General features: G+C 68.1%; 19 protein-coding genes. 15 read left to right on the top strand and 4 right to left on the bottom strand.

Annotation, left to right across the window (positions count from 1 at the left end):
* Positions 1 to 33: 33 nt before the first annotated feature.
* The 5 genes from ACM0O9_RS00255 to ACM0O9_RS00235 all read left to right on the top strand — a co-directional run bounded on the left by ACM0O9_RS00255 (position 34) and on the right by ACM0O9_RS00235 (position 3,611).
* Positions 34 to 687, top strand: a complete 654-nt coding sequence (locus ACM0O9_RS00255) for a hypothetical protein (RefSeq protein WP_414604099.1) — start codon at positions 34 to 36, stop codon at positions 685 to 687.
* 48 nt (positions 688 to 735) lie between these two features.
* The gene (locus tag ACM0O9_RS00250; RefSeq protein ID WP_005415359.1) at positions 736 to 1,458 is read left to right on the top strand and encodes a DUF6348 family protein; all 723 of its coding nucleotides are present in this window, start codon (positions 736 to 738) and stop codon (positions 1,456 to 1,458) included.
* 96 nt (positions 1,459 to 1,554) lie between these two features.
* Positions 1,555 to 2,115: a nucleoside deaminase gene (locus ACM0O9_RS00245; RefSeq protein WP_005415358.1), complete on the top strand. Its 561-nt coding sequence runs from the start codon at positions 1,555 to 1,557 to the stop codon at positions 2,113 to 2,115.
* Positions 2,099 to 3,166, top strand: a complete 1,068-nt coding sequence (rlmM, locus tag ACM0O9_RS00240) for a 23S rRNA (cytidine(2498)-2'-O)-methyltransferase RlmM (protein ID WP_053501233.1) — start codon at positions 2,099 to 2,101, stop codon at positions 3,164 to 3,166. The genes ACM0O9_RS00245 and rlmM overlap by 17 nt, the downstream gene beginning before the upstream one ends.
* 49 nt (positions 3,167 to 3,215) lie before the next feature.
* On the top strand, positions 3,216 to 3,611 hold the full coding sequence (locus ACM0O9_RS00235; protein ID WP_197598385.1) for an EF-hand domain-containing protein: 396 nt from the start codon (positions 3,216 to 3,218) through the stop codon (positions 3,609 to 3,611).
* Between the two features lie 68 nt (positions 3,612 to 3,679).
* Here the strand turns inward: ACM0O9_RS00235 and ACM0O9_RS00230 are convergent, their stop codons facing one another.
* On the bottom strand, positions 3,680 to 4,861 hold the full coding sequence (locus ACM0O9_RS00230; protein ID WP_414604098.1) for a UbiH/UbiF family hydroxylase: 1,182 nt from the start codon (positions 4,859 to 4,861) through the stop codon (positions 3,680 to 3,682).
* Entirely contained in the window at positions 4,858 to 6,066 is a 1,209-nt protein-coding gene (gene ubiH, locus ACM0O9_RS00225; RefSeq protein WP_197598384.1) for a 2-octaprenyl-6-methoxyphenyl hydroxylase, read from the bottom strand. The genes ACM0O9_RS00230 and ubiH overlap by 4 nt, the downstream gene beginning before the upstream one ends.
* Before the next feature lie 109 nt (positions 6,067 to 6,175).
* On the opposite strand from ubiH, the gene ACM0O9_RS00220 reads away from it, so the two are divergent.
* The 10 genes from ACM0O9_RS00220 (at position 6,176) to ACM0O9_RS00175 (ending at position 16,044) form a co-directional block, all read left to right on the top strand.
* Positions 6,176 to 6,760: a hypothetical protein gene (locus tag ACM0O9_RS00220; protein WP_005415353.1), complete on the top strand. Its 585-nt coding sequence runs from the start codon at positions 6,176 to 6,178 to the stop codon at positions 6,758 to 6,760.
* A gap of 8 nt (positions 6,761 to 6,768) precedes the next feature.
* Positions 6,769 to 7,323, top strand: a complete 555-nt coding sequence (locus ACM0O9_RS00215) for a cob(I)yrinic acid a,c-diamide adenosyltransferase (protein ID WP_197598383.1) — start codon at positions 6,769 to 6,771, stop codon at positions 7,321 to 7,323.
* A 9-nt stretch (positions 7,324 to 7,332) separates the two neighbouring features.
* Positions 7,333 to 8,271: a histone deacetylase family protein gene (locus tag ACM0O9_RS00210; RefSeq protein ID WP_005415351.1), complete on the top strand. Its 939-nt coding sequence runs from the start codon at positions 7,333 to 7,335 to the stop codon at positions 8,269 to 8,271.
* An 89-nt stretch (positions 8,272 to 8,360) separates the two neighbouring features.
* The gene (lptD, locus tag ACM0O9_RS00205; RefSeq protein WP_414604097.1) at positions 8,361 to 10,841 is read left to right on the top strand and encodes an LPS-assembly protein LptD; all 2,481 of its coding nucleotides are present in this window, start codon (positions 8,361 to 8,363) and stop codon (positions 10,839 to 10,841) included.
* Positions 10,838 to 12,181, top strand: coding sequence for a peptidylprolyl isomerase (locus tag ACM0O9_RS00200; RefSeq protein ID WP_414604096.1), 1,344 nt, complete (start codon positions 10,838 to 10,840; stop codon positions 12,179 to 12,181). The genes lptD and ACM0O9_RS00200 overlap by 4 nt, the downstream gene beginning before the upstream one ends.
* 3 nt (positions 12,182 to 12,184) lie before the next feature.
* Positions 12,185 to 13,165: a 4-hydroxythreonine-4-phosphate dehydrogenase PdxA gene (gene pdxA / locus ACM0O9_RS00195; protein WP_005415348.1), complete on the top strand. Its 981-nt coding sequence runs from the start codon at positions 12,185 to 12,187 to the stop codon at positions 13,163 to 13,165.
* Positions 13,162 to 13,965: a 16S rRNA (adenine(1518)-N(6)/adenine(1519)-N(6))-dimethyltransferase RsmA gene (gene rsmA, locus ACM0O9_RS00190; RefSeq protein ID WP_005415347.1), complete on the top strand. Its 804-nt coding sequence runs from the start codon at positions 13,162 to 13,164 to the stop codon at positions 13,963 to 13,965. The genes pdxA and rsmA overlap by 4 nt, the downstream gene beginning before the upstream one ends.
* A gap of 13 nt (positions 13,966 to 13,978) precedes the next feature.
* On the top strand, positions 13,979 to 14,362 hold the full coding sequence (gene apaG / locus ACM0O9_RS00185; RefSeq protein WP_005415346.1) for a Co2+/Mg2+ efflux facilitator ApaG/CorD: 384 nt from the start codon (positions 13,979 to 13,981) through the stop codon (positions 14,360 to 14,362).
* 15 nt (positions 14,363 to 14,377) lie between these two features.
* Positions 14,378 to 15,400: a symmetrical bis(5'-nucleosyl)-tetraphosphatase gene (locus ACM0O9_RS00180; protein ID WP_005415345.1), complete on the top strand. Its 1,023-nt coding sequence runs from the start codon at positions 14,378 to 14,380 to the stop codon at positions 15,398 to 15,400.
* Positions 15,397 to 16,044 (top strand): DUF1287 domain-containing protein, encoded by a 648-nt coding sequence (locus tag ACM0O9_RS00175; protein ID WP_032953945.1) that lies wholly within the window; start codon positions 15,397 to 15,399, stop codon positions 16,042 to 16,044. Before ACM0O9_RS00180 ends, ACM0O9_RS00175 begins: the two co-directional genes overlap by 4 nt.
* Before the next feature lie 86 nt (positions 16,045 to 16,130).
* On the opposite strand, the gene ACM0O9_RS00170 is transcribed toward ACM0O9_RS00175, so the two are convergent.
* Entirely contained in the window at positions 16,131 to 16,622 is a 492-nt protein-coding gene (locus tag ACM0O9_RS00170; protein ID WP_053500480.1) for a dihydrofolate reductase, read from the bottom strand.
* The gene (locus tag ACM0O9_RS00165) at positions 16,619 to 16,906 is read right to left on the bottom strand and encodes a hypothetical protein (RefSeq protein ID WP_065179687.1); all 288 of its coding nucleotides are present in this window, start codon (positions 16,904 to 16,906) and stop codon (positions 16,619 to 16,621) included. Before ACM0O9_RS00165 ends, ACM0O9_RS00170 begins: the two co-directional genes overlap by 4 nt.
* Positions 16,907 to 16,964 lie beyond the last annotated feature (58 nt).

Raw genomic sequence — 16,964 nt, 5'->3', positions numbered from 1 at the left:
GGGCGCCCACACGGCGCCCGCACGCCCCCGACGATGATCACCGCCCTGTCCGTCCTGCTCTGGTTCATCTCGCAGCATCCGCTGCTGACGTTCTTTGCGGCGATGGTGCTGGCCGGGCTGGTCTCGTGGTGGCGACGCTTTCCAGGCTACGCCATCGTGGTATTCCCGCTGGCGATGCTCAACATGTTCCTCGGCCACTTCCTCAACGCCACCTTCCTCAACCTGGTGGGCGAGCGCGGCGAAGCGGTGATCGTCAAGGCCGAGCGAACCAGCTCGACGCTCAACGAACAGTACATCTGGCGCTACGAAGCGGTGCTGCGCACTGCCGAAGGGCGCGATGTGGAGGCGGTGTTCCACACCAACACCGCCTCGCTGTGGCCGCTGGAAAACGCCATCCGCATCCCGGCGCGCGACCAGCCGTTCGTGGTCAAGTACACGCCGGGTTTCCCGCGCAACTTCGTCATCCTCACCAACGAATCACCCCACGGCATCGCCCAGGCCCGGTCCAGCGCGCGCGAGCGCGTGGAGGTGGCAGCACGCAAGCTGCATTTCAGCCCGGGCAATGCCGATTTCCGCGCGGAGTATCGCCGCGAACTGGAAAGCTGGCTGCGCGACCACGGCAACGACCCGCAGCAGCAGTCCGACGCGCAGCGCTATCGCGCCGAACTTGACGCGCTCGACCGCTAGCACCAGGCCCGGCCTGGATGCTCCACCCGATCCATCCACAGGCCTGACATGACCACGACGTCCACCGCCCTCCTCCCACTGCTGCAGCAGGCCCTGCAGGACGCCAGCGTCGCCAGCCGCATCGACGGCAACGCGCTGCTGCTGGACAGCGGACTGCGCCTGACCCCGCATGCGATGGCCGCACACGCGCGCGACAACGGGGGCTGGCAGACCTCCACCGTCATCGAAAGCCAGCATCCGCTGCTGTTCGCTGATGGCCTGTTCGAGTACCAGCACGCCAACGGTACCGATGAACAGACATCGCTGCTGGCCGGCTTCCAGGCCTGGGCACGGGTGGACCTGGTGACCCTGCAGACCGCGATCGGCGCCGAAGACGCACAGGCCCTGCCAATGATGGGCCTGACCTATCCGGCCGGCGATGAGGGCCGGGAACACGAACGCACCGTGGTGCTGGGTCCGCTGGCGCATTACCGCGAGCACGAGGTGGACGCCAGCACCTGCAGCGAGGACGACCATGGGTCCTGTCCGTGCTGCCTGTTCACCAGGAGCATGGACGCCTTCGACGAGCTGCTGAAGGCGCGCCCGTTCCTGGCCATCCGCCTGTTCGCCTCGCGCGATGCCGATGGCCTGTGCGAGGCCGATTGCCGGGTCAACGGCCACGATTTCGCCGCCGCCCTGCCCCTGCTGCGTGCCTATGCGGCCAGCTGGCCGCAGGCCGGGCTGGAGTTCCGCAAGCAATACGTGGTGATCCGCACCGGCTCGCCCGGCTGACCCACCGCCACACCCGATACAGGCCGGTGCGGCTACACTGCGCGCCGGTTTCCCAAGCAACCGCACTTTCTTCCATCCCTACGAGGCACCCCCGCGATGCTGTACGCGCAAGTCCACCTGACCCTTCCCGCCTGGATCCACGACCAGATCGACCTGGATCGTCGATATCCGGGCGATGAGGCCAAGGTCGCGCTGGCGATCGAGCTGTCGCGGCTGAACGTCGAGCACGCCAGTGGCGGCCCGTTCGGCGCCGTGGTGTTCGGCCCGGACGACAAGGTGATCGCTGCCGGCGTGAACCGGGTGATGCCACACGCGACCTCGCTGGCGCACGCCGAGAACATGGCCTACATGCTGGCCCAGCAACGCCTGCAGACCCCGCGCCTGAACGCGGTGCTGTCGCCGGTCACCCTGGCCACCAGCTCGCAGCCGTGCTGCCAGTGCTACGGCGCCACCGTGTGGGCGGGCATCGACCGCCTGCTGATCGGTGCCAGTGCAGCCGACGTCGAAGAACTGACCCCGTTCGACGAAGGCCCGCTGCCGGCCGACTGGGTCGGCGAGCTCAACAAGCGTGGCATCGAAGTGGTGCAGGGCCTGAACCGCGACGCCGCGCGCAGCGTGCTGCGTGCCTATGGGGAAAGCGATGGCGCCCGTTACTGAAACCGGCATCGGCCTGCTGTGCCTGTGCCGGCAGGGTTTCGAGCCCGAGCTGGCCGGCGAACTGCAGTTCCGTGCCGGCGAAGCCGGTTTCGCCGGTTATGCACGCACCCAGCGCAATGACGGCTACGTGCTTTTCATGTGCGACGAGGCCGCGGCGCTGGCACCGCGCCTGCGCTGGCGCGAACTGATCTTCGCGCGGCAGAAGCTGGTTGTGCTGGCCGAGCTGCCACAGCTGGATCCGGCCGACCGCATTACGCCGATGCTGGAGGTGCTGGCTGATGCGCCGCGCTTCGGCGACCTGTGGGTGGAGCATCCCGATTCCGACGCTGGCAAGCCGTTGTCCGGCCTGGCGCGATCCTTTGGCAATGCACTGCGCCCGGCGCTGCGCAAGGCCGGCAAGCTCAGCGACAAGCCGAACACCCGCCTGCCGCGCCTGCATGTGGTGTTCGTCGACGGTACCCATGCCTTCGTCTGCGTGGCCGACCCGGGCGACAGCGCGCCGTGGGCATTGGGCATTCCGCGCCTGAAGCTGCTGCCCGAAGCGCCTTCGCGTTCGGCGCTGAAGCTGGACGAGGCGCTGTTGACCCTACTGACGCCTGAAGAACGCGAGGCGCTGGCCAAGCCCGGCATGCGCGCGGCCGACCTTGGCGCCGCCCCCGGTGGCTGGACCTGGGTGCTCACCCGGCAGCACATGCACGTGCTGAGCATCGACAATGGCCCGCTGCGCCAGCACGTGCTGGACACCGGCCTGGTCGAGCACCTGCGCGCCGATGGCTTCCACTGGCACCCGGAACAACCGCTGGACTGGATGGTCTGCGACATGGTCGAGCAGCCGCGTCGCGTCGCCGAACGCATGGCCACCTGGTTCCGCGAAGGCTGGTGCAGGCATGCGATCTTCAATCTGAAGCTGCCGATGAAGAAGCGCTGGGACGAGACCCGGCTGTGCCTGGACCTGTTCCAGGACCAGGCCGGGAAGCCGCTGGTGGTGCGCGCCAAGCAGCTCTATCACGATCGTGAAGAGATCACCGTGCTGGCCTCGCCGCTGCGCTGATCCCATTGCATCCGCCGGGCATGGCCCGGCGCTACCGGGGAACGGAACCATGCGCTACCACTCGCTCACCCTGCTGATCACTTTGCTGTCAGTCGCACCGGCCATGGCCCAGCAACTGCCGCACACCCCTGCGCAGAGCCAGCCGCTGGGCCCCACCGGCGGCGCGATCCGCCCGCAGCCACTGGATGCCGGTCGGGTCAGCGGCAGCGTCGAGATTGCACAGCCGGCCGGCGAGGCACAGGTGACGGTGCGTTCGCTGGAGCCCAGCAGCGTGGTTGGCCAGTACCGCATCCACTTCGCCGCGCTGGATGTGAACGGCGACGGTTTCATCAGCCGCGAGGAAGCGCAGGCCAACCCGGCGCTGGCCGACGAATTCAATTCGCTGGACCGCAGGCATCGCGGCAAGCTGGACCGCACCGACCTGGCCGGCTGGCTGGTGGATTGAAAAAGGGGACGGAGGGGATTAAGTCGTATGTGCACATACGGCTTAATCCCCTCCGTCCCCTTTTTGCTTCAGACGCCGGCGGCGCGCTTCCAGAACGCCTGCACCAGCGGCGGCCATCGGCCGACGCAGCCCAGCGCACGGCCCCGGGCCAGGGTCAGGTGCATTTCGTCGTTGGAGAACAGGCGGTTGATCGCATCGAAGCTGTAGGCGGCGATGTGGTTGTCGCTCCGCCGTTCGCGTGCCCAGCGCTGCAGGCGCTGCGGCGACAGCCGCGGTTGGCCGCGGCGCTCTGCCGAGGGTGCCAGCCACTGCTGCAGGGCGGCGACATCACGCAGCCCCAGGTTCACGCCCTGCCCGGCCAGCGGATGCACCACATGCGCCGCGTCACCCAACGCCAGTACACGACCGGCCACGTAGTGACGGGCCAGCTGGCGGCGCAGCGGGAATGCCGCTCGCGGGGAGGCCAACCGCAGCTCACCCAGGCGTGCCGCGAAGGCGCGGGTCAGTTCGCGGTTGAAGCTGTCCTCGTCCAGTGCCAGAACACGCGCCGCCTCGTCCTCGGGCAGGGTCCAGACGATCGAGCTGCGGCGCTCCGCCACCGGCAGCAACGCCAGCGGCCCGCTTGGCAGGAAGCGCTGCCAGGCCGTGGCCTGGTTGGGAAGATCGCTGTCCACGTAGGCCACCACGCCGCGCTGGTGGTAGTCATGCTTTTCAACCTCGATCCCGGCCAGCTGGCGCAGGGTCGATTCGGCACCGTCGGCGGCCACCGCCAACGCCGCTTCCAAGCGGCGCCCGTCATCCAGGCGCAGGCGCACGCCGTCCTCGTCCTGCTCCAGCGCGTCCACGCGTGCCGGGCAGTGCAGCTGCACACCCGCCGCCGGCAGCGCCGACCACAGGTGGTCCTGCAGCAGCGCGTTCTCGACGATGTAGCCCAGTTCGCGACGGCCGAAGCGATCGGCGTCGAACAGCAGATCCTCGCCACCAGCCGCATCCCACACCTGCATGCGCCGGTAGGGCCATGCACGGGCCTGCGCGATCGCCGGCCACACACCAAGACGATTCAGCAGCTGTACGTTGTCGGCAGCGAAGGCGAACACGCGCAGGTCCGGCTGTGCGGCCTGCCACGGCGCCGGTTCGCGACCTTCCACCAGCGCCACCGACAGGCCAGCATCAGCCAGCGCCAGCGCACACGCGGCACCGACCACGCCACCGCCGATGATGGCCACATCAAGACGCGCGCGCCGGCTCATGCCGCTTCTCCACGGCACAGCCGCGGCACCTCGCCGCGGAAGCCCATCGCACCACCGACCAGCATCGATTGCACCGAGGCACGCTGCGCGGCCACCAGGCCGAGGCTGCGCAGCGGCCGCATCAGCGGCGCCGGATTGCTGGTCAGGCGCGCCAGCCCGCCGGAGAACGCCACCGTCTGCCGGCGGTCCTCTTCGCGGCGCGCGACATAGGCCTGCAGCAGTGCATCACTGCCGGCATCCTCATGCGCATCCTCCAGCAGTTCGGCCAGGGTCAGCGCATCGCGCAGGCCCAGGTTGAAGCCCTGCGCCCCCAGCGGATGGATGGTCTGCGCGGCATTGCCGAGCAGCACCCCGCGCTCTCCGGCCAGCGCGCGCGCCAGCACCTGGATGAGCGGATAAGCACTGCGCGGGCCGGATTCGAGCAGCCGGCCTGCGCGCCAGCCGATCGCGTTCTGCAGGCGTTGCAGCCAAGCCGCATCGTCCAGCGCCATCACCGCATCGGCGTGGTCGCGCGCAACACCGTGCACGGTGCCGAAGTGGCGATCACCACGCGGCAGCAGGGCGGTCGGGCCGGTATCGGTGAAGCGCTCCCAGGCGGTGCCGTCTGGCGTGCGCTGGCTGCGCACGCGGGCCACGAACAGGGTCTGCTGGAAATCATGGCGGTCGACCTCGATGCCGAGCGCGCCGCGCACGCCACTGGTCGTGCCATCGGCCCCCACCACCAGCCGGGCCTGCAGCACGCGTTCGCCGGTCTCGTCGGCCACCCGCACCTGGCGGTAGCCATCAACCACCTCGCCCAGGCCCAGGAAGCGCATGGGCCGGTAGCGCCGCAGCCGCGGCAGCTCCTGCAGGCGCGCTTCCAGCGCCTGGCCGAAGTCCCGCGCCACCACCACCTGGCCGAACCACGGCCGGTCGTAGTCGGAAGCCTCCAGCTGCACGCGGCCGAAATCGCCGGCGCGGCTGACGTGGATGCGGCGGATCGGGCCCGGCGCCATCGCCAGCTTCTGCATGACCCCCAGCGCGGTCAGCGCATTGACCGTGGCAGCGGCAAAACTGAGGTTGCGCTGGTCGAACACCGCCGGCAGCTCGCCAGCCGGGCTGGCCTCGAGCAGGCCCACATCGCGGCCCAGGCGGTCCAGGGCGATGGCCAGGCTGGCACCGACCAGGCCACCACCGACGATCAGCACGTCATGTCGTTCACTCATGATGTTCATGATACGCGCTCGCCCTGCCCGAACGCCCAACACCACCCGACCTGCGCCAACCGGCGCGGCGGGCTAGAATGAAACCTGAATCCGCTCCGGGCCCGCTGCCATGTCCGCCACCGCCAACCGCGCCTTCGTCCTGTCCGTCCTTGTGCTGTTGCTGGCGGCGACCCGGGTCAACCACTTCGCGGCGATCCCCGATGCCTCCTGGGCGGTGTTCTTCATCGGTGGCTTCTACCTGGCCACGTGGACACGCTGGGCGTTTCCGCTGTTGATGGTGTTCGCCGTGCTGGTGGACTGGATCGTGATCCGCAGCAGCGGCCTGGATTTCTGGCAGCACTACTGCGTGTCGCCGGGTTACTGGCTGCTACTGCCGGCGTATTTCTCGCTGTGGGCCGGCGGCATGCTGCTGGGCCGCAACTACCAGGGCGCACGCTGGCCGGTGCTGGCCAAGGGTGCACTGCTGCTGGTGGCCTCGGTGGCGGTCTGCCACCTGCTGGCGCAGGGCGGTTTCTACTGGACCACCCGCAACGTGGCCGAGCCGACGCTGGCCGGTTGGGCGCAGAACTACGCACAATGGTTCGGCCCCTACCTGCGCACCACCGCGATCTACGTGGCGCTGGCGGCGGCATTGCAGCTGGCGGTGGAGCAGGTACTGAAGCTTCAGCAGGCCCGCCGCGACATCCGGCACTGAGCCGCGCCATGGGTCATCGCCTCTCGCGCATCTATACCCGCACCGGCGACGACGGCAGTACCGGCCTCGGCGACGGCCAGCGCGTGGCCAAGGACGACGCCCGGGTGGCGTCCTACGGCACCGTCGATGAAGCCAACGCTGCGCTCGGCCTGCTGCTTGCCACCGCGCTGCCCGAGGATGTCCGCGCGCTGGTGGTGCATCTGCAGCACCAGCTGTTCGACCTGGGTGCCGAGCTGTGCATCCCCGGCCACGCCGCCATCCACGCCGCCGATGTCTCGGCACTGGAACAGCAGCTGGACCACTACAACGCCCACCTGCCGATGTTGAAGGAGTTCATCCTGCCGGCTGGTGGCGAGGCCGCCGCACGCTGCCACCTGGCCCGCACCATCGTCCGCCGCGCCGAGCGCGAGACCGTCACCCTGGCCCGCCTTGAGCCCGTGCGCAGCGAGGCGCTGCAGTACCTCAACCGGCTGTCGGACCTGTTGTTCGTGCTGGCCCGCGTACTGGCCCGCGCCGACGGCCATGGCGAAGCGCTGTGGCAGCCACAGCAGCGCCAGCGCTGAGTCGGCACGATGCTGGTCTTCACCCATCCGTCCTGCCTGCTGCATGACCCCGGCCCTGGCCATCCGGAGTGCCCGCAACGCCTGCAGCATGTGCTCGATGCCCTGCACACCGCGTTCCCCGGCCAGCTGGACTGGCGCGAGGCGCCGCCGGCCAAGTTCGGCGAACTGACCCGGGTCCACGACAGCGCCCTGCTCGACTTCGTGCTGCAGCCGCAGACCGCGCCGCTGCGCCAGCTGGACATGGACACCTGGACCTCGCCGGGCTCGGCCAGTGCCGCCGTGCACGCCGCCGGCGCCGGGGTGGCGGCGGTCGATGCGGTGATGCTGGGCGAGGACCCGCTGGCGTTCTGCGCGGTGCGGCCCCCGGGCCACCACGCTACCAGCAGCACGGCGATGGGCTTCTGCCTGCTCAACAACATCGCCATCGCCGCCGCCTATGCCCGTGACCGCCATGGGCTGGAGCGGATCGCGGTGGTCGATTTCGATGTCCACCATGGCAACGGCACCCAGGACATCTTCCAGCACGACGCCCGGGTCTCGTACTACAGCACCCACCAGGCCGGCCTGTTCCCCAATTCCGGCCTGCGCCGCGACCGCGGTGCCGGCAACCTGATGAACATCCTGCTGCCCCCGGGCAGTGGCGGTTTCCGCTTCCGCAACGTGTGGGCCGACGAAATGCTGCCGGCCATCGACGACTTCCGTCCGCAGCTGCTGCTGATCTCGGCCGGCTTCGACGCCCACCTGCGTGACCCGCAGGCCGACCTGATGCTGGAAACCGACGATTTCGCCTGGATCACCCGGGAGCTTCATGCGCTGGCGCGCCGTCATGCGGCCGGCCGGGTGGTCTCGATGCTGGAAGGCGGCTATGACCTGCAGGCCCTTGCCGAGTGCAGCGTGGCCCATGTCCGGGCCCTGCTGCTGCCCCCTCCCGGCAGCGTCTCCGGATGAACCCGAACCGGCAGGCTGCGGCGTCCTTCATTGCCCCTATGCAAGGGATGGGGCAAGCTACCGTCCGTTTTCGCCCGAATCCGAACCGCGTGCGCCGAGCCCTCCGCCTGCTTCCCCTGCCTCTGAGCATCGCCATCTGCCTGCCGGCAATGGCCGATGAAAAGCCGCTCAACTGGGGCCTGTGCCCGGCTACCGACGTGATTCCCGCGTTCACCGATGCCCCCACCCCGGTCCCGGGGCAGGACAAGGCCGCCGCCAGCGCTGCGCGCGAGCAGCAGCCGACCGACATCGAGGGTGACCAGCTGCTGGGCACGACCACCGTGCCGCAGTACGAAGGCAACGTGGCCCTGCGCCGCGGCGACCAGTTCGTCGGCACCGACAAGCTCAGCTTCGATACCGAGAGCGGCAACTACATCGCCGACGGCAATGTCCGCTACCAGGACTCCTCGATCCGCATGGTCGCCAAGCGCGCCGAGGGCAACCAGGAAAGCGACACCCACAAGATCACCGACATCAAGTACCAGCTGGTGTCGCGCCGCGGCAACGGCGATGCCGAGTCGGTCGACCTGCAGGGCGCGGTCGGCCAGATGCACCGCTCCACCTACACCACCTGCGACCCGTCACAGCCGGTGTGGAAGCTGTCGGCGCCGCAGATCGAAGTGGACAACGACGAGGGCTTCGGCACCGCCCGCAACGCCGTGCTGCGGATCGGCAAGGTGCCGGTGCTGTGGGCGCCGTACTTCAAGTTCCCGATCGATGACCGCCGCAAGACCGGCCTGCTGTTCCCGCAGCTGGGCATGTCCGGGCGCAACGGATTCGACTACGCACAGCCGATCTACTTCAACCTGGCGCCGAACTACGACGACACGTTGACCCCGCGCTACATGAGCCGGCGCGGTCTGATGCTCGACAACGAGTTCCGCTATCTCTACAACGGCGGCCGCGGCGAACTGCTGACCGCGTTCATGCCCAACGACAAGCTGCGCGACCGCGACCGCGGCCGGGTGATGTTCAGCGGTTACCACAACGTGGACAGCCACTGGCAGGCCCGCGCGAACCTGGCCTGGGTCAGCGACGAGCGCTATGTCGAGGACTTCGCCAACCGCCTGGTCGGGGTGACTGCCTCGAACCTCCAGAGCACCGTGGGCCTGTACGGCACCGGCAGGAACTGGACGGCCGGCATCATGGCCGACCGCTGGCAGCTGACCGACTACACGCTCAATGAAAGCGCGCTGCCGTACAACCGCCAGCCGCGCCTGTACTTCAACTGGGACAAGCCGGTCCTGCCGTGGCTGGAAACCGGCATCTATGCCGAAGCCGTGCGCTTCACTCACGACGACATCAACTTCAAGTACGGCGCCGATGCGGGACCCGACCTGCAGTACACGCGCAACGGCCAGACCCAACGCATGTACGGCGGCTCGCGCCTGGACGTGAAGCCGTACGTGTCGTTCCCGATCAGTGGCGCGGCCTGGTACGTCACCCCGACCCTGGCCTACCGCTACACCGGCTACGACCTGGACCAGGGCCTGGCTGACAGCGTCCGCCGCAACGTGCTGGCCTCGCAGGGCATCGACCCGAACACCGCCACGCCGGAGCAGCTGCGCGGCAACAAATCGCCCAGCCGCAGCCTGCCGATCGGCAGCATCGACGCCGGCCTGTTCTTCGATCGCGAGACCACGATCGGCGGCAAGTCATTCCTGCACACGCTGGAACCGCGCCTGTTCTACCTGCGCACGCCGTACCGCAACCAGGACGACCTTCCGATCTTCGACACCCGTGACTTCACGTTCAGCTGGGGCCAGCTGTTCCGCGACTCGCGCTACACCGGCGCCGACCGCCAGAACGATGCCAACCAGCTGACCCTGGCACTGGGCACCCGCTTCATCGACCAGACCACCGGCAAGGAACGCTTCTCGGCGGCCATCGGCCAGATCCAGTATTTCGACGAGTCGCGGGTGACCGTCACCCCGGGCGGCGCGCCGGTGGAAAAGGGCAAGTCGGCGTGGATCGCCGACGGCAACTACATGATCAACGACCGCTGGACCCTGGGTGCCACCTACCAGTGGGACCCGAAGTACAAGCGTGAGGATCTGGCCAGCGTCCGTGCCCGCTACCTGATGCCCAACGATGGCGTGATCAACCTGAGCTACCGCTACCGCATCAACTCGGGCGCCCCCGCCACCGCCAACAAGCACGACCGTACCCTGCTGGAACAGGCCGACCTGTCGTTCCTGTACCCGCTGAATGCGCGCTGGAGCCTGGTCGGTCGCTACTACTACTCGTTGCAGGACAAGGAACCGCTGGAAATCATCGCCGGCGTCCAGTGGGACAGCTGCTGCCTGGCCGTGCGTGCGGTCGCCCGCCGCTACGTCCGCAACCGCGAAGGCGAGATGAACAACGCCATCCAGCTGGAGTTCGTGCTCAAGGGCCTGAGCTCCCTGGGGCAGGACACGGACCGTACCCTGCGCCGTGCTATCCTCGGCTACAACCGCGACGACCTCTATCTCGTGCCGCCGAGCAACACCGGGGCGACCCGGGATGACTACGATCCGAACCTGATCCCATGAACAAGCGCTTCCCCGTTCTTCTCGCCTCGCTGCTGGCGGTGTCCAGCGTGTCCGCCCCCCTGCAGGTGCTTGCCCAGGAGGCGCAGCCGCTTGACCGCATCGCTGCCGTCGTCGATGAGGACGTGATCCTGCAGAGCGAGCTCCAGCGTGCGATCGCCAACATCAAGGCGCAGTATGCCGGCCGCGAAAACCAGCTGCCGCCGGAAGACGTGCTCAGCCGCCAGGTGCTCGAACGCCTGGTGCTGGTCAAGCTGCAGGTGGCCCGCGCCCAGGGCAGCGGCATCCGTGTCAGCGACCAGGAGCTGAACCAGGCGATGAACGCCATCGCCCAGCAGAACGGTTCGAACCTGGATGCCCTTCGCCAGCGCCTGGCCCATGACGGTATCGATTTCAACGATTTCCGCGCGTCGGTGCGTGACGAGATCACCGTGCAGCGCCTGCGCCAGAGCTTCGCGCAGAGCCGCATCAGCGTCAGCGAGGGTGAAGTCGACGCCGCGCTGAAGCAGCAGGCCACGGTAGGCAACCAGTATCACCTGGCGCACATCCTGATCGCCCTGCCCGACGGTGCCAACGCCGACCAGATCGCCACCGGCCAGAAGAAGGCCGATGGCGTGAAGGCCCTGCTGGACAAGGGCGAGCTGGACTTCAACGCGGCGGCCGTGCGCTATTCGGACAGCCCGAACGCGCTGGAAGGCGGCGATCTGGGCTGGCGCAGCCTGGATGAAATCCCGCAGGCCTTTGCCCAGTTGATGGAAAAGATGAAGCCGGGCGAGGTGGTCGGCCCGATCCGCGGCCCGAGCGGCTTCCAGCTGCTGAAGCTGGTGGAAGTGCGTGACAGCAGTTCCGCCGCCGGTGAGCAGACGGTCACCGAGTACCACGGCCGCCACATCCTGGTCCGCGTGGACGACAACCAGACCGATGCCGCTGCAAAGGCCAAGATCGATACCCTGCGCGCCCGCATTGCCGGCGGCGCCGACTTCCAGACCGTTGCCAGGGAGTCCTCCGAGGACAACAACAGCAAGGGCCAGGGCGGTGATCTCGGCTGGTTCCCGGCTGACGCGTTCGGTCCGGCCTTCGGCCAGCAGGTGAGTGGCCTGCAGGATGGTGGCGTCAGCCAGCCGTTCCGCACCGACGCCGGTTGGCACATCGTGCAGCGCGTGGCGACCCGCCAGACCGACGTGACCACCGACAACCAGCGTGCCCAGGTCCGCGAGACCATCGGCCGCCGCAAGCTGGAAGACGAGTACAACCGCTTCCTGCAGGAACTGCGTGGCGAAGCCTACGTCAGCTTCCGCAGCGGCGACCGCGCGGAAAACACCGCCACGCCGCCGCAGTCCTGACCGATGCGCCCCGAGCTCGCTCTGGTACCGGGCGAGCCCGCCGGGATCGGCCCGGAGCTGTGTGTCCGCCTCGTCCAGCAGCCGCGTGAAGATTGCCGGCTGCTGGCCTTCGCCGACCCGGACACCCTGCGCGCGGCTGCGGCCGCCCTGAACCTGCCCCTGCAACTCCTGCCCGAGCACGCCGAAGCACGCGTCCCCGGCGATCTGCGCCTGCGCGCCGTCCGCAACGCGGTGCCCAGCCACTTCGGCCAGGCCGATCCGGCCAATGCCAGCGCGGTCATCGGCGCCCTGCTCGGCGCCGGCCAGGCCTGCCTGTCCGGTGAGCTGCACGGTGTGGTGACCGGCCCGGTGCACAAGGCGGTCATCAACGAGGGCGGCATCGCCTACAGCGGCACCACTGAACTGCTGGCCGACCAGGCCGGAGTGAAGGTGGTGATGATGCTGGCCAATCACATTGTCCGCGTGGCCCTGGCCACCACCCACCTGCCGCTGCGCGAGGTGGCCGATGCGATCACCGCGCCCAGCCTGGAACACACCCTGCGCACGGTGCATGCCGCGCTGCGCCGCGAGTTCGGCCTGCCTGCGCCGCGCATCGCGGTGCTCGGGCTGAACCCGCATGCCGGCGAAGACGGTCATCTGGGACGCGAGGAACTGGATCTGGTCATCCCCCTGCTGCAGCGCCTGCGCGCGGAGGGCATGGACCTGGTCGGGCCGCTGCCGGCCGACACCGCCTTCCTGCCGGCCAAGCTGGCCGGTTTCGACACCGTGCTGGCGATGTACCACGACCAGGGCCTGCCGGTGCTGAAGTATTCCGGCTTCGAACAGGCGGTGAACCTGACCCTCGGCCTGCCCTACCCGCGCGTGGCGGTCGACCATGGCACCGCGCTGGACCTGGCCGGCCGCGGCATCGCCGATCCTTCCAGCCTGCAGGCGGCAACGACGCTGTGTGCGCAGCTGGCGCGGCAACGTACACTGAGCGCATGAATTCCCCGCATTCCCCCTCCGGCCCGGTGTTCACCGCACCGGCCAAGAAGCAGCTTGGCCAGCATTTCCTGGCCGATCGCCACTACATCGACAAGATCGTGATGGCGGTCAATCCGAAAGATGGTGACCGCCTGGTTGAAATTGGTCCAGGCCAGGGCGCCATCACCCTGCCGCTGCTGCGCGTGCACCCGAAGCTGACGGTGATCGAGTTCGACCGCGACCTGATCGCGCCGCTGACCGCCGCCGCCGAGCCGCTGGGTGAGCTGACCATCGTCCATCGCGACGTGCTGCGCGTGGACTTCACCGAACTGGCCAATGGCCAGCCGATCCGCCTGGTCGGCAACCTGCCCTACAACATCTCCTCGCCGATCCTGTTCCATGCGCTGGAGCATGCCGCAGTGATCCGCGACATGCACTTCATGCTGCAGAAGGAGGTGGTCGACCGCATGGCCGCCGGCCCCGGCAGCAAGGTGTATGGCCGCCTCAGCGTGATGCTGCAGGCCTACTGCCAGGTGACCTCGCTGTTCGTGGTGCCGCCGGGCGCGTTCCGGCCGCCGCCGAAGGTCGATTCGGCCGTGGTGCGGCTGGTGCCGCGTGACCCGGCCTCGATCAGCATCAACGACCACACGCGCTTCGCCGAGGTGGTCAAGGCCGCCTTCGGGCAGCGCCGCAAGACCCTGCGCAACGCCCTGAACAACGTGGTGTCCGCCGAACAGTTCGTTGCCGCCGGCGTGCGTCCCGATGCCCGCGCCGAACAGCTGGACGTGGCCGAATTCATCGCTTTGGCCAATGCCTCCTGATTACACTGCCGGTATGGAAGACGCTGACGTTTACGCCATCTCCGTCGAAGTCGCACCGCGCTTCCTCGACGATCAATCCGCGCCGGAAGACGGGCGCTATGCGTTCGCCTACACGATCCGCATCCACAACCAGGGGCGGGTCGCCGCACGCCTGGTCGCACGCCACTGGCGCATCACCGATGCCAATGGCCGTGTCGAGCATGTCGATGGCGACGGGGTGATCGGCGAGCAGCCGCGGCTGCGCCCAGGTGAAGACTTCCGTTACACGTCCGGTGTCATGCTGGGGACCGATCACGGGACCATGCAGGGGCACTACGACATGGTCGCCGACGATGGCACCGAATTTGCCGCGCCGGTCGCACCGTTCGTGCTGGCCGTCCCGCGTACCCTGCACTGACACGGAGGCCGAACGATGAGTGTGTGGGCGATCGGCGACCTGCAGGGCTGCTACGACGTTACCCAGCGGTTGCTGGAGAAGATCCGCTTCGACCCGGCCCAGGACACCCTGTGGTTCTGCGGCGACCTGGTCAACCGTGGCGGTCAGTCGCTGGAAACGCTGCGGCTGGTGCATTCGCTGCGCGAGCACAGCGTGGTGGTGCTGGGCAACCATGATCTTTCGCTGCTGGCCGTCGGTGCACGCACCGAAGAGGAGCAGCGCAAGGTCAACCCGGACCTGCTGCGCATCGTGCAGGCCGAGGACCGCGACGAACTGCTGGACTGGCTGCGCCTGCAGAAGCTGGTGCATGTGGATCGCGAGCTGGGCTGGATGATGGTGCACGCCGGCCTGGCGCCGAAGTGGACCACGCAGATGGCAGAGAAGCACGCCGCCGAAGTCGAGGTGCAGCTGCACGGCGCCGGCTACCGCAAGCTGTTCCGCAACATGTACGGCGACAAGCCAAGCTGGGCGCCGAACCTGTCCGGCTACGACCGTTCGCGTGCGATCATCAACGTGCTCACCCGCATGCGCTACTGCACCCCGCGCGGGCGCATCGGCATCGAGGACAAGGGCACCCCTGGCACGCAGGAACAGGGACTCTACCCCTGGTTCGAAGTACCTGGACGGGTCGAGCGCGACCTCAAGATCGTCTGCGGCCACTGGTCGGCGCTGGGCCTGACCATCACCCAGGGCGTGCACGCCATCGACACCGGCGCAGTCTGGGGCGGCAAGCTGACCGCGATCCAGCTCGATACCGACGAGCTGCGCGTGGTGCAGGTACCGGGCCGTGATGTACCGGCACCCGTACCCCACGCCCGCCCGCCGGCGCGACCGGCGCACGAGCGCCCCGCCGCTGCGGTGCAGGGCAAGGAACAGGGCGGCGGCAACGCCGCTGCTGCCAACCCGGGCAACCGTGGTCCGCGCCGTCGTCGCCGTCGAGGTGGTGGCGGTGGAGGCTCCGGTGGACCCCACAACAACGGCGCCGCGCCGCAGGCATGACGCGACGCGGCTGGGCACCATGGAGGGTGCTGCTGCTGACGCTGGCCCTGGCCAGCGGCTGCCAGCCTGCTTCGCCCCCGGCTCCCACCGGCGGCGGAAATGCCGCCCCCACGCCATCGCAGCCGCAGGCCCCTTCACCGCCACTGGTGGCCGCAGCGCGCGCACAGATCGGCGTCACCACCCGTTACGATCCCGCCTACCAGGTCCTGTCCTATCCCGGCGGCGACGTCCCGCTTGATCGCGGCGTGTGCACCGACGTGGTGGTGCGCGCCCTGCGCAGCCAGGGCCTGGACCTGCAGGCGCGCGTGCATGAAGACATGCGCGGCAACTTCAGCGCGTATCCCGCGATCTGGGGCCTGTCACGGCCGGACCGCAACATTGATCATCGACGTGTGCCGAACCTGATGCGCTGGTTCGAACGGCAGGGCTGGCAGCAACCGATCACCGCCCTCGCCACCGACTATGCGGCCGGTGACATCGTGGCCTGGAAGCTCAACGGCAACGGTCTGCTGCATGTCGGCATCGTCTCCGACCGGAGGCTGGCCAATGGCACACCGCTGGTGCTGCACAACATCGCGCGCGGCACGCGTGAAGAGAACCTGCTGTTCCAGCACGCGATCATCGGGCATTACCGGATGCCGTAGGCACCTGCAGAGCCGGGCCATGCTCAGCTACGGGAGGTATCAGGCAACAGCAGCCGAGCATGGCTCGGCTCTACAGAAAACCATCCTCAGCGGCGCACGTAATGCACGAAGCGGAACGCATAGGCGTGGCGGTCATCGGCCGGATGCGGCTCGCTGCTCACTTCCCGCCAGTCCTGCACGGCCACCTCGGGGAAATGGGTGTCGGCGGGGACTTCGGCATCGACCCAGGTCAGGTACAGGTCGCTGGCCTGGTCCAGCAGCTGGTGGAAGATCTCGCCGCCGCCGATGATGCACAGCTCGCTGGCGCCCTCACCTTCGGCAATCGCCTTCGCCTCGTCCAGCGACGCCACCGCGCGCATGCCCGCGAACGGCACCTGGCCGCTGCGGGTCAGCACCAGGTTGGTGCGCCCCGGCAGTACGCGGCCGATCGACTCGGCCGTCTTGCGCCCCATCAGGATCGGCTTGCCCAGGGTGAGCGCCTTGAAGTGCTTGAAATCATCCGGCAGGTGCCAGGGCATGGCATTGCCCTGGCCGATGCCACGGTTGCGGTCCAGCGCCACGATCATCGAGAGCTTCATTTGTCCGGATACAACTCGTTGAAGATTTTCATCGCCGCGCTACGTCCACCGAGTACTGTCGCAACCGCTGAGCAATAGAGCAGGAACAGTATTGCCGCAGTAGTCGGTTTGAGGTCAGTAATCATGACCCAAAGGTCCACATCCTTTCCCGCGACCGCCGCATTGGCGACTGCCAGGAGAGGAGTAATTAACACACCAACAGTCAATGCAACGGCCAGGGAGCCGGACATCGACATCAAGCCTTCCGCCAGCTTTTCCCGTGCCTTTCGTGAATGTTTGCTCATTGCTTCTCCACTTGGTGAATCCGAGAAACAATCTGCATCAGTCAGGTCTCACCAGCTG

It is taken from the genome of Stenotrophomonas sp. FR012, assembly GCF_047520565.2.
In the GTDB taxonomy this organism is placed as follows: Bacteria; Pseudomonadota; Gammaproteobacteria; order Xanthomonadales; family Xanthomonadaceae; genus Stenotrophomonas; species Stenotrophomonas sepilia.
The sequence above is the reverse complement of the archived record's forward strand: the minus strand, read 5'-3'. Positions and strand labels throughout refer to the sequence as shown.

Excerpts from the sequence above, each read along its gene's own strand:
- ACM0O9_RS00255 (WP_414604099.1), top strand. The coding sequence starts at position 34 with ATGATCACCGCCCTGTCCGTCCTGCTCTGGTTCATCTCGCAGCATCCG.
- ACM0O9_RS00250 (WP_005415359.1), top strand. The coding sequence starts at position 736 with ATGACCACGACGTCCACCGCCCTCCTCCCACTGCTGCAGCAGGCCCTG.
- ACM0O9_RS00245 (WP_005415358.1), top strand. The coding sequence starts at position 1,555 with ATGCTGTACGCGCAAGTCCACCTGACCCTTCCCGCCTGGATCCACGAC.
- rlmM (WP_053501233.1), top strand. The coding sequence starts at position 2,099 with ATGGCGCCCGTTACTGAAACCGGCATCGGCCTGCTGTGCCTGTGCCGG.
- ACM0O9_RS00235 (WP_197598385.1), top strand. The coding sequence starts at position 3,216 with ATGCGCTACCACTCGCTCACCCTGCTGATCACTTTGCTGTCAGTCGCA.
- ACM0O9_RS00230 (WP_414604098.1), bottom strand. The coding sequence starts at position 4,861 with ATGAGCCGGCGCGCGCGTCTTGATGTGGCCATCATCGGCGGTGGCGTG.
- ubiH (WP_197598384.1), bottom strand. The coding sequence starts at position 6,066 with ATGAGTGAACGACATGACGTGCTGATCGTCGGTGGTGGCCTGGTCGGT.
- ACM0O9_RS00220 (WP_005415353.1), top strand. The coding sequence starts at position 6,176 with ATGTCCGCCACCGCCAACCGCGCCTTCGTCCTGTCCGTCCTTGTGCTG.
- ACM0O9_RS00215 (WP_197598383.1), top strand. The coding sequence starts at position 6,769 with ATGGGTCATCGCCTCTCGCGCATCTATACCCGCACCGGCGACGACGGC.
- ACM0O9_RS00210 (WP_005415351.1), top strand. The coding sequence starts at position 7,333 with ATGCTGGTCTTCACCCATCCGTCCTGCCTGCTGCATGACCCCGGCCCT.
- ACM0O9_RS00200 (WP_414604096.1), top strand. The coding sequence starts at position 10,838 with ATGAACAAGCGCTTCCCCGTTCTTCTCGCCTCGCTGCTGGCGGTGTCC.
- pdxA (WP_005415348.1), top strand. The coding sequence starts at position 12,185 with ATGCGCCCCGAGCTCGCTCTGGTACCGGGCGAGCCCGCCGGGATCGGC.
- rsmA (WP_005415347.1), top strand. The coding sequence starts at position 13,162 with ATGAATTCCCCGCATTCCCCCTCCGGCCCGGTGTTCACCGCACCGGCC.
- apaG (WP_005415346.1), top strand. The coding sequence starts at position 13,979 with ATGGAAGACGCTGACGTTTACGCCATCTCCGTCGAAGTCGCACCGCGC.
- ACM0O9_RS00180 (WP_005415345.1), top strand. The coding sequence starts at position 14,378 with ATGAGTGTGTGGGCGATCGGCGACCTGCAGGGCTGCTACGACGTTACC.
- ACM0O9_RS00175 (WP_032953945.1), top strand. The coding sequence starts at position 15,397 with ATGACGCGACGCGGCTGGGCACCATGGAGGGTGCTGCTGCTGACGCTG.
- ACM0O9_RS00170 (WP_053500480.1), bottom strand. The coding sequence starts at position 16,622 with ATGAAGCTCTCGATGATCGTGGCGCTGGACCGCAACCGTGGCATCGGC.
- ACM0O9_RS00165 (WP_065179687.1), bottom strand. The coding sequence starts at position 16,906 with ATGAGCAAACATTCACGAAAGGCACGGGAAAAGCTGGCGGAAGGCTTG.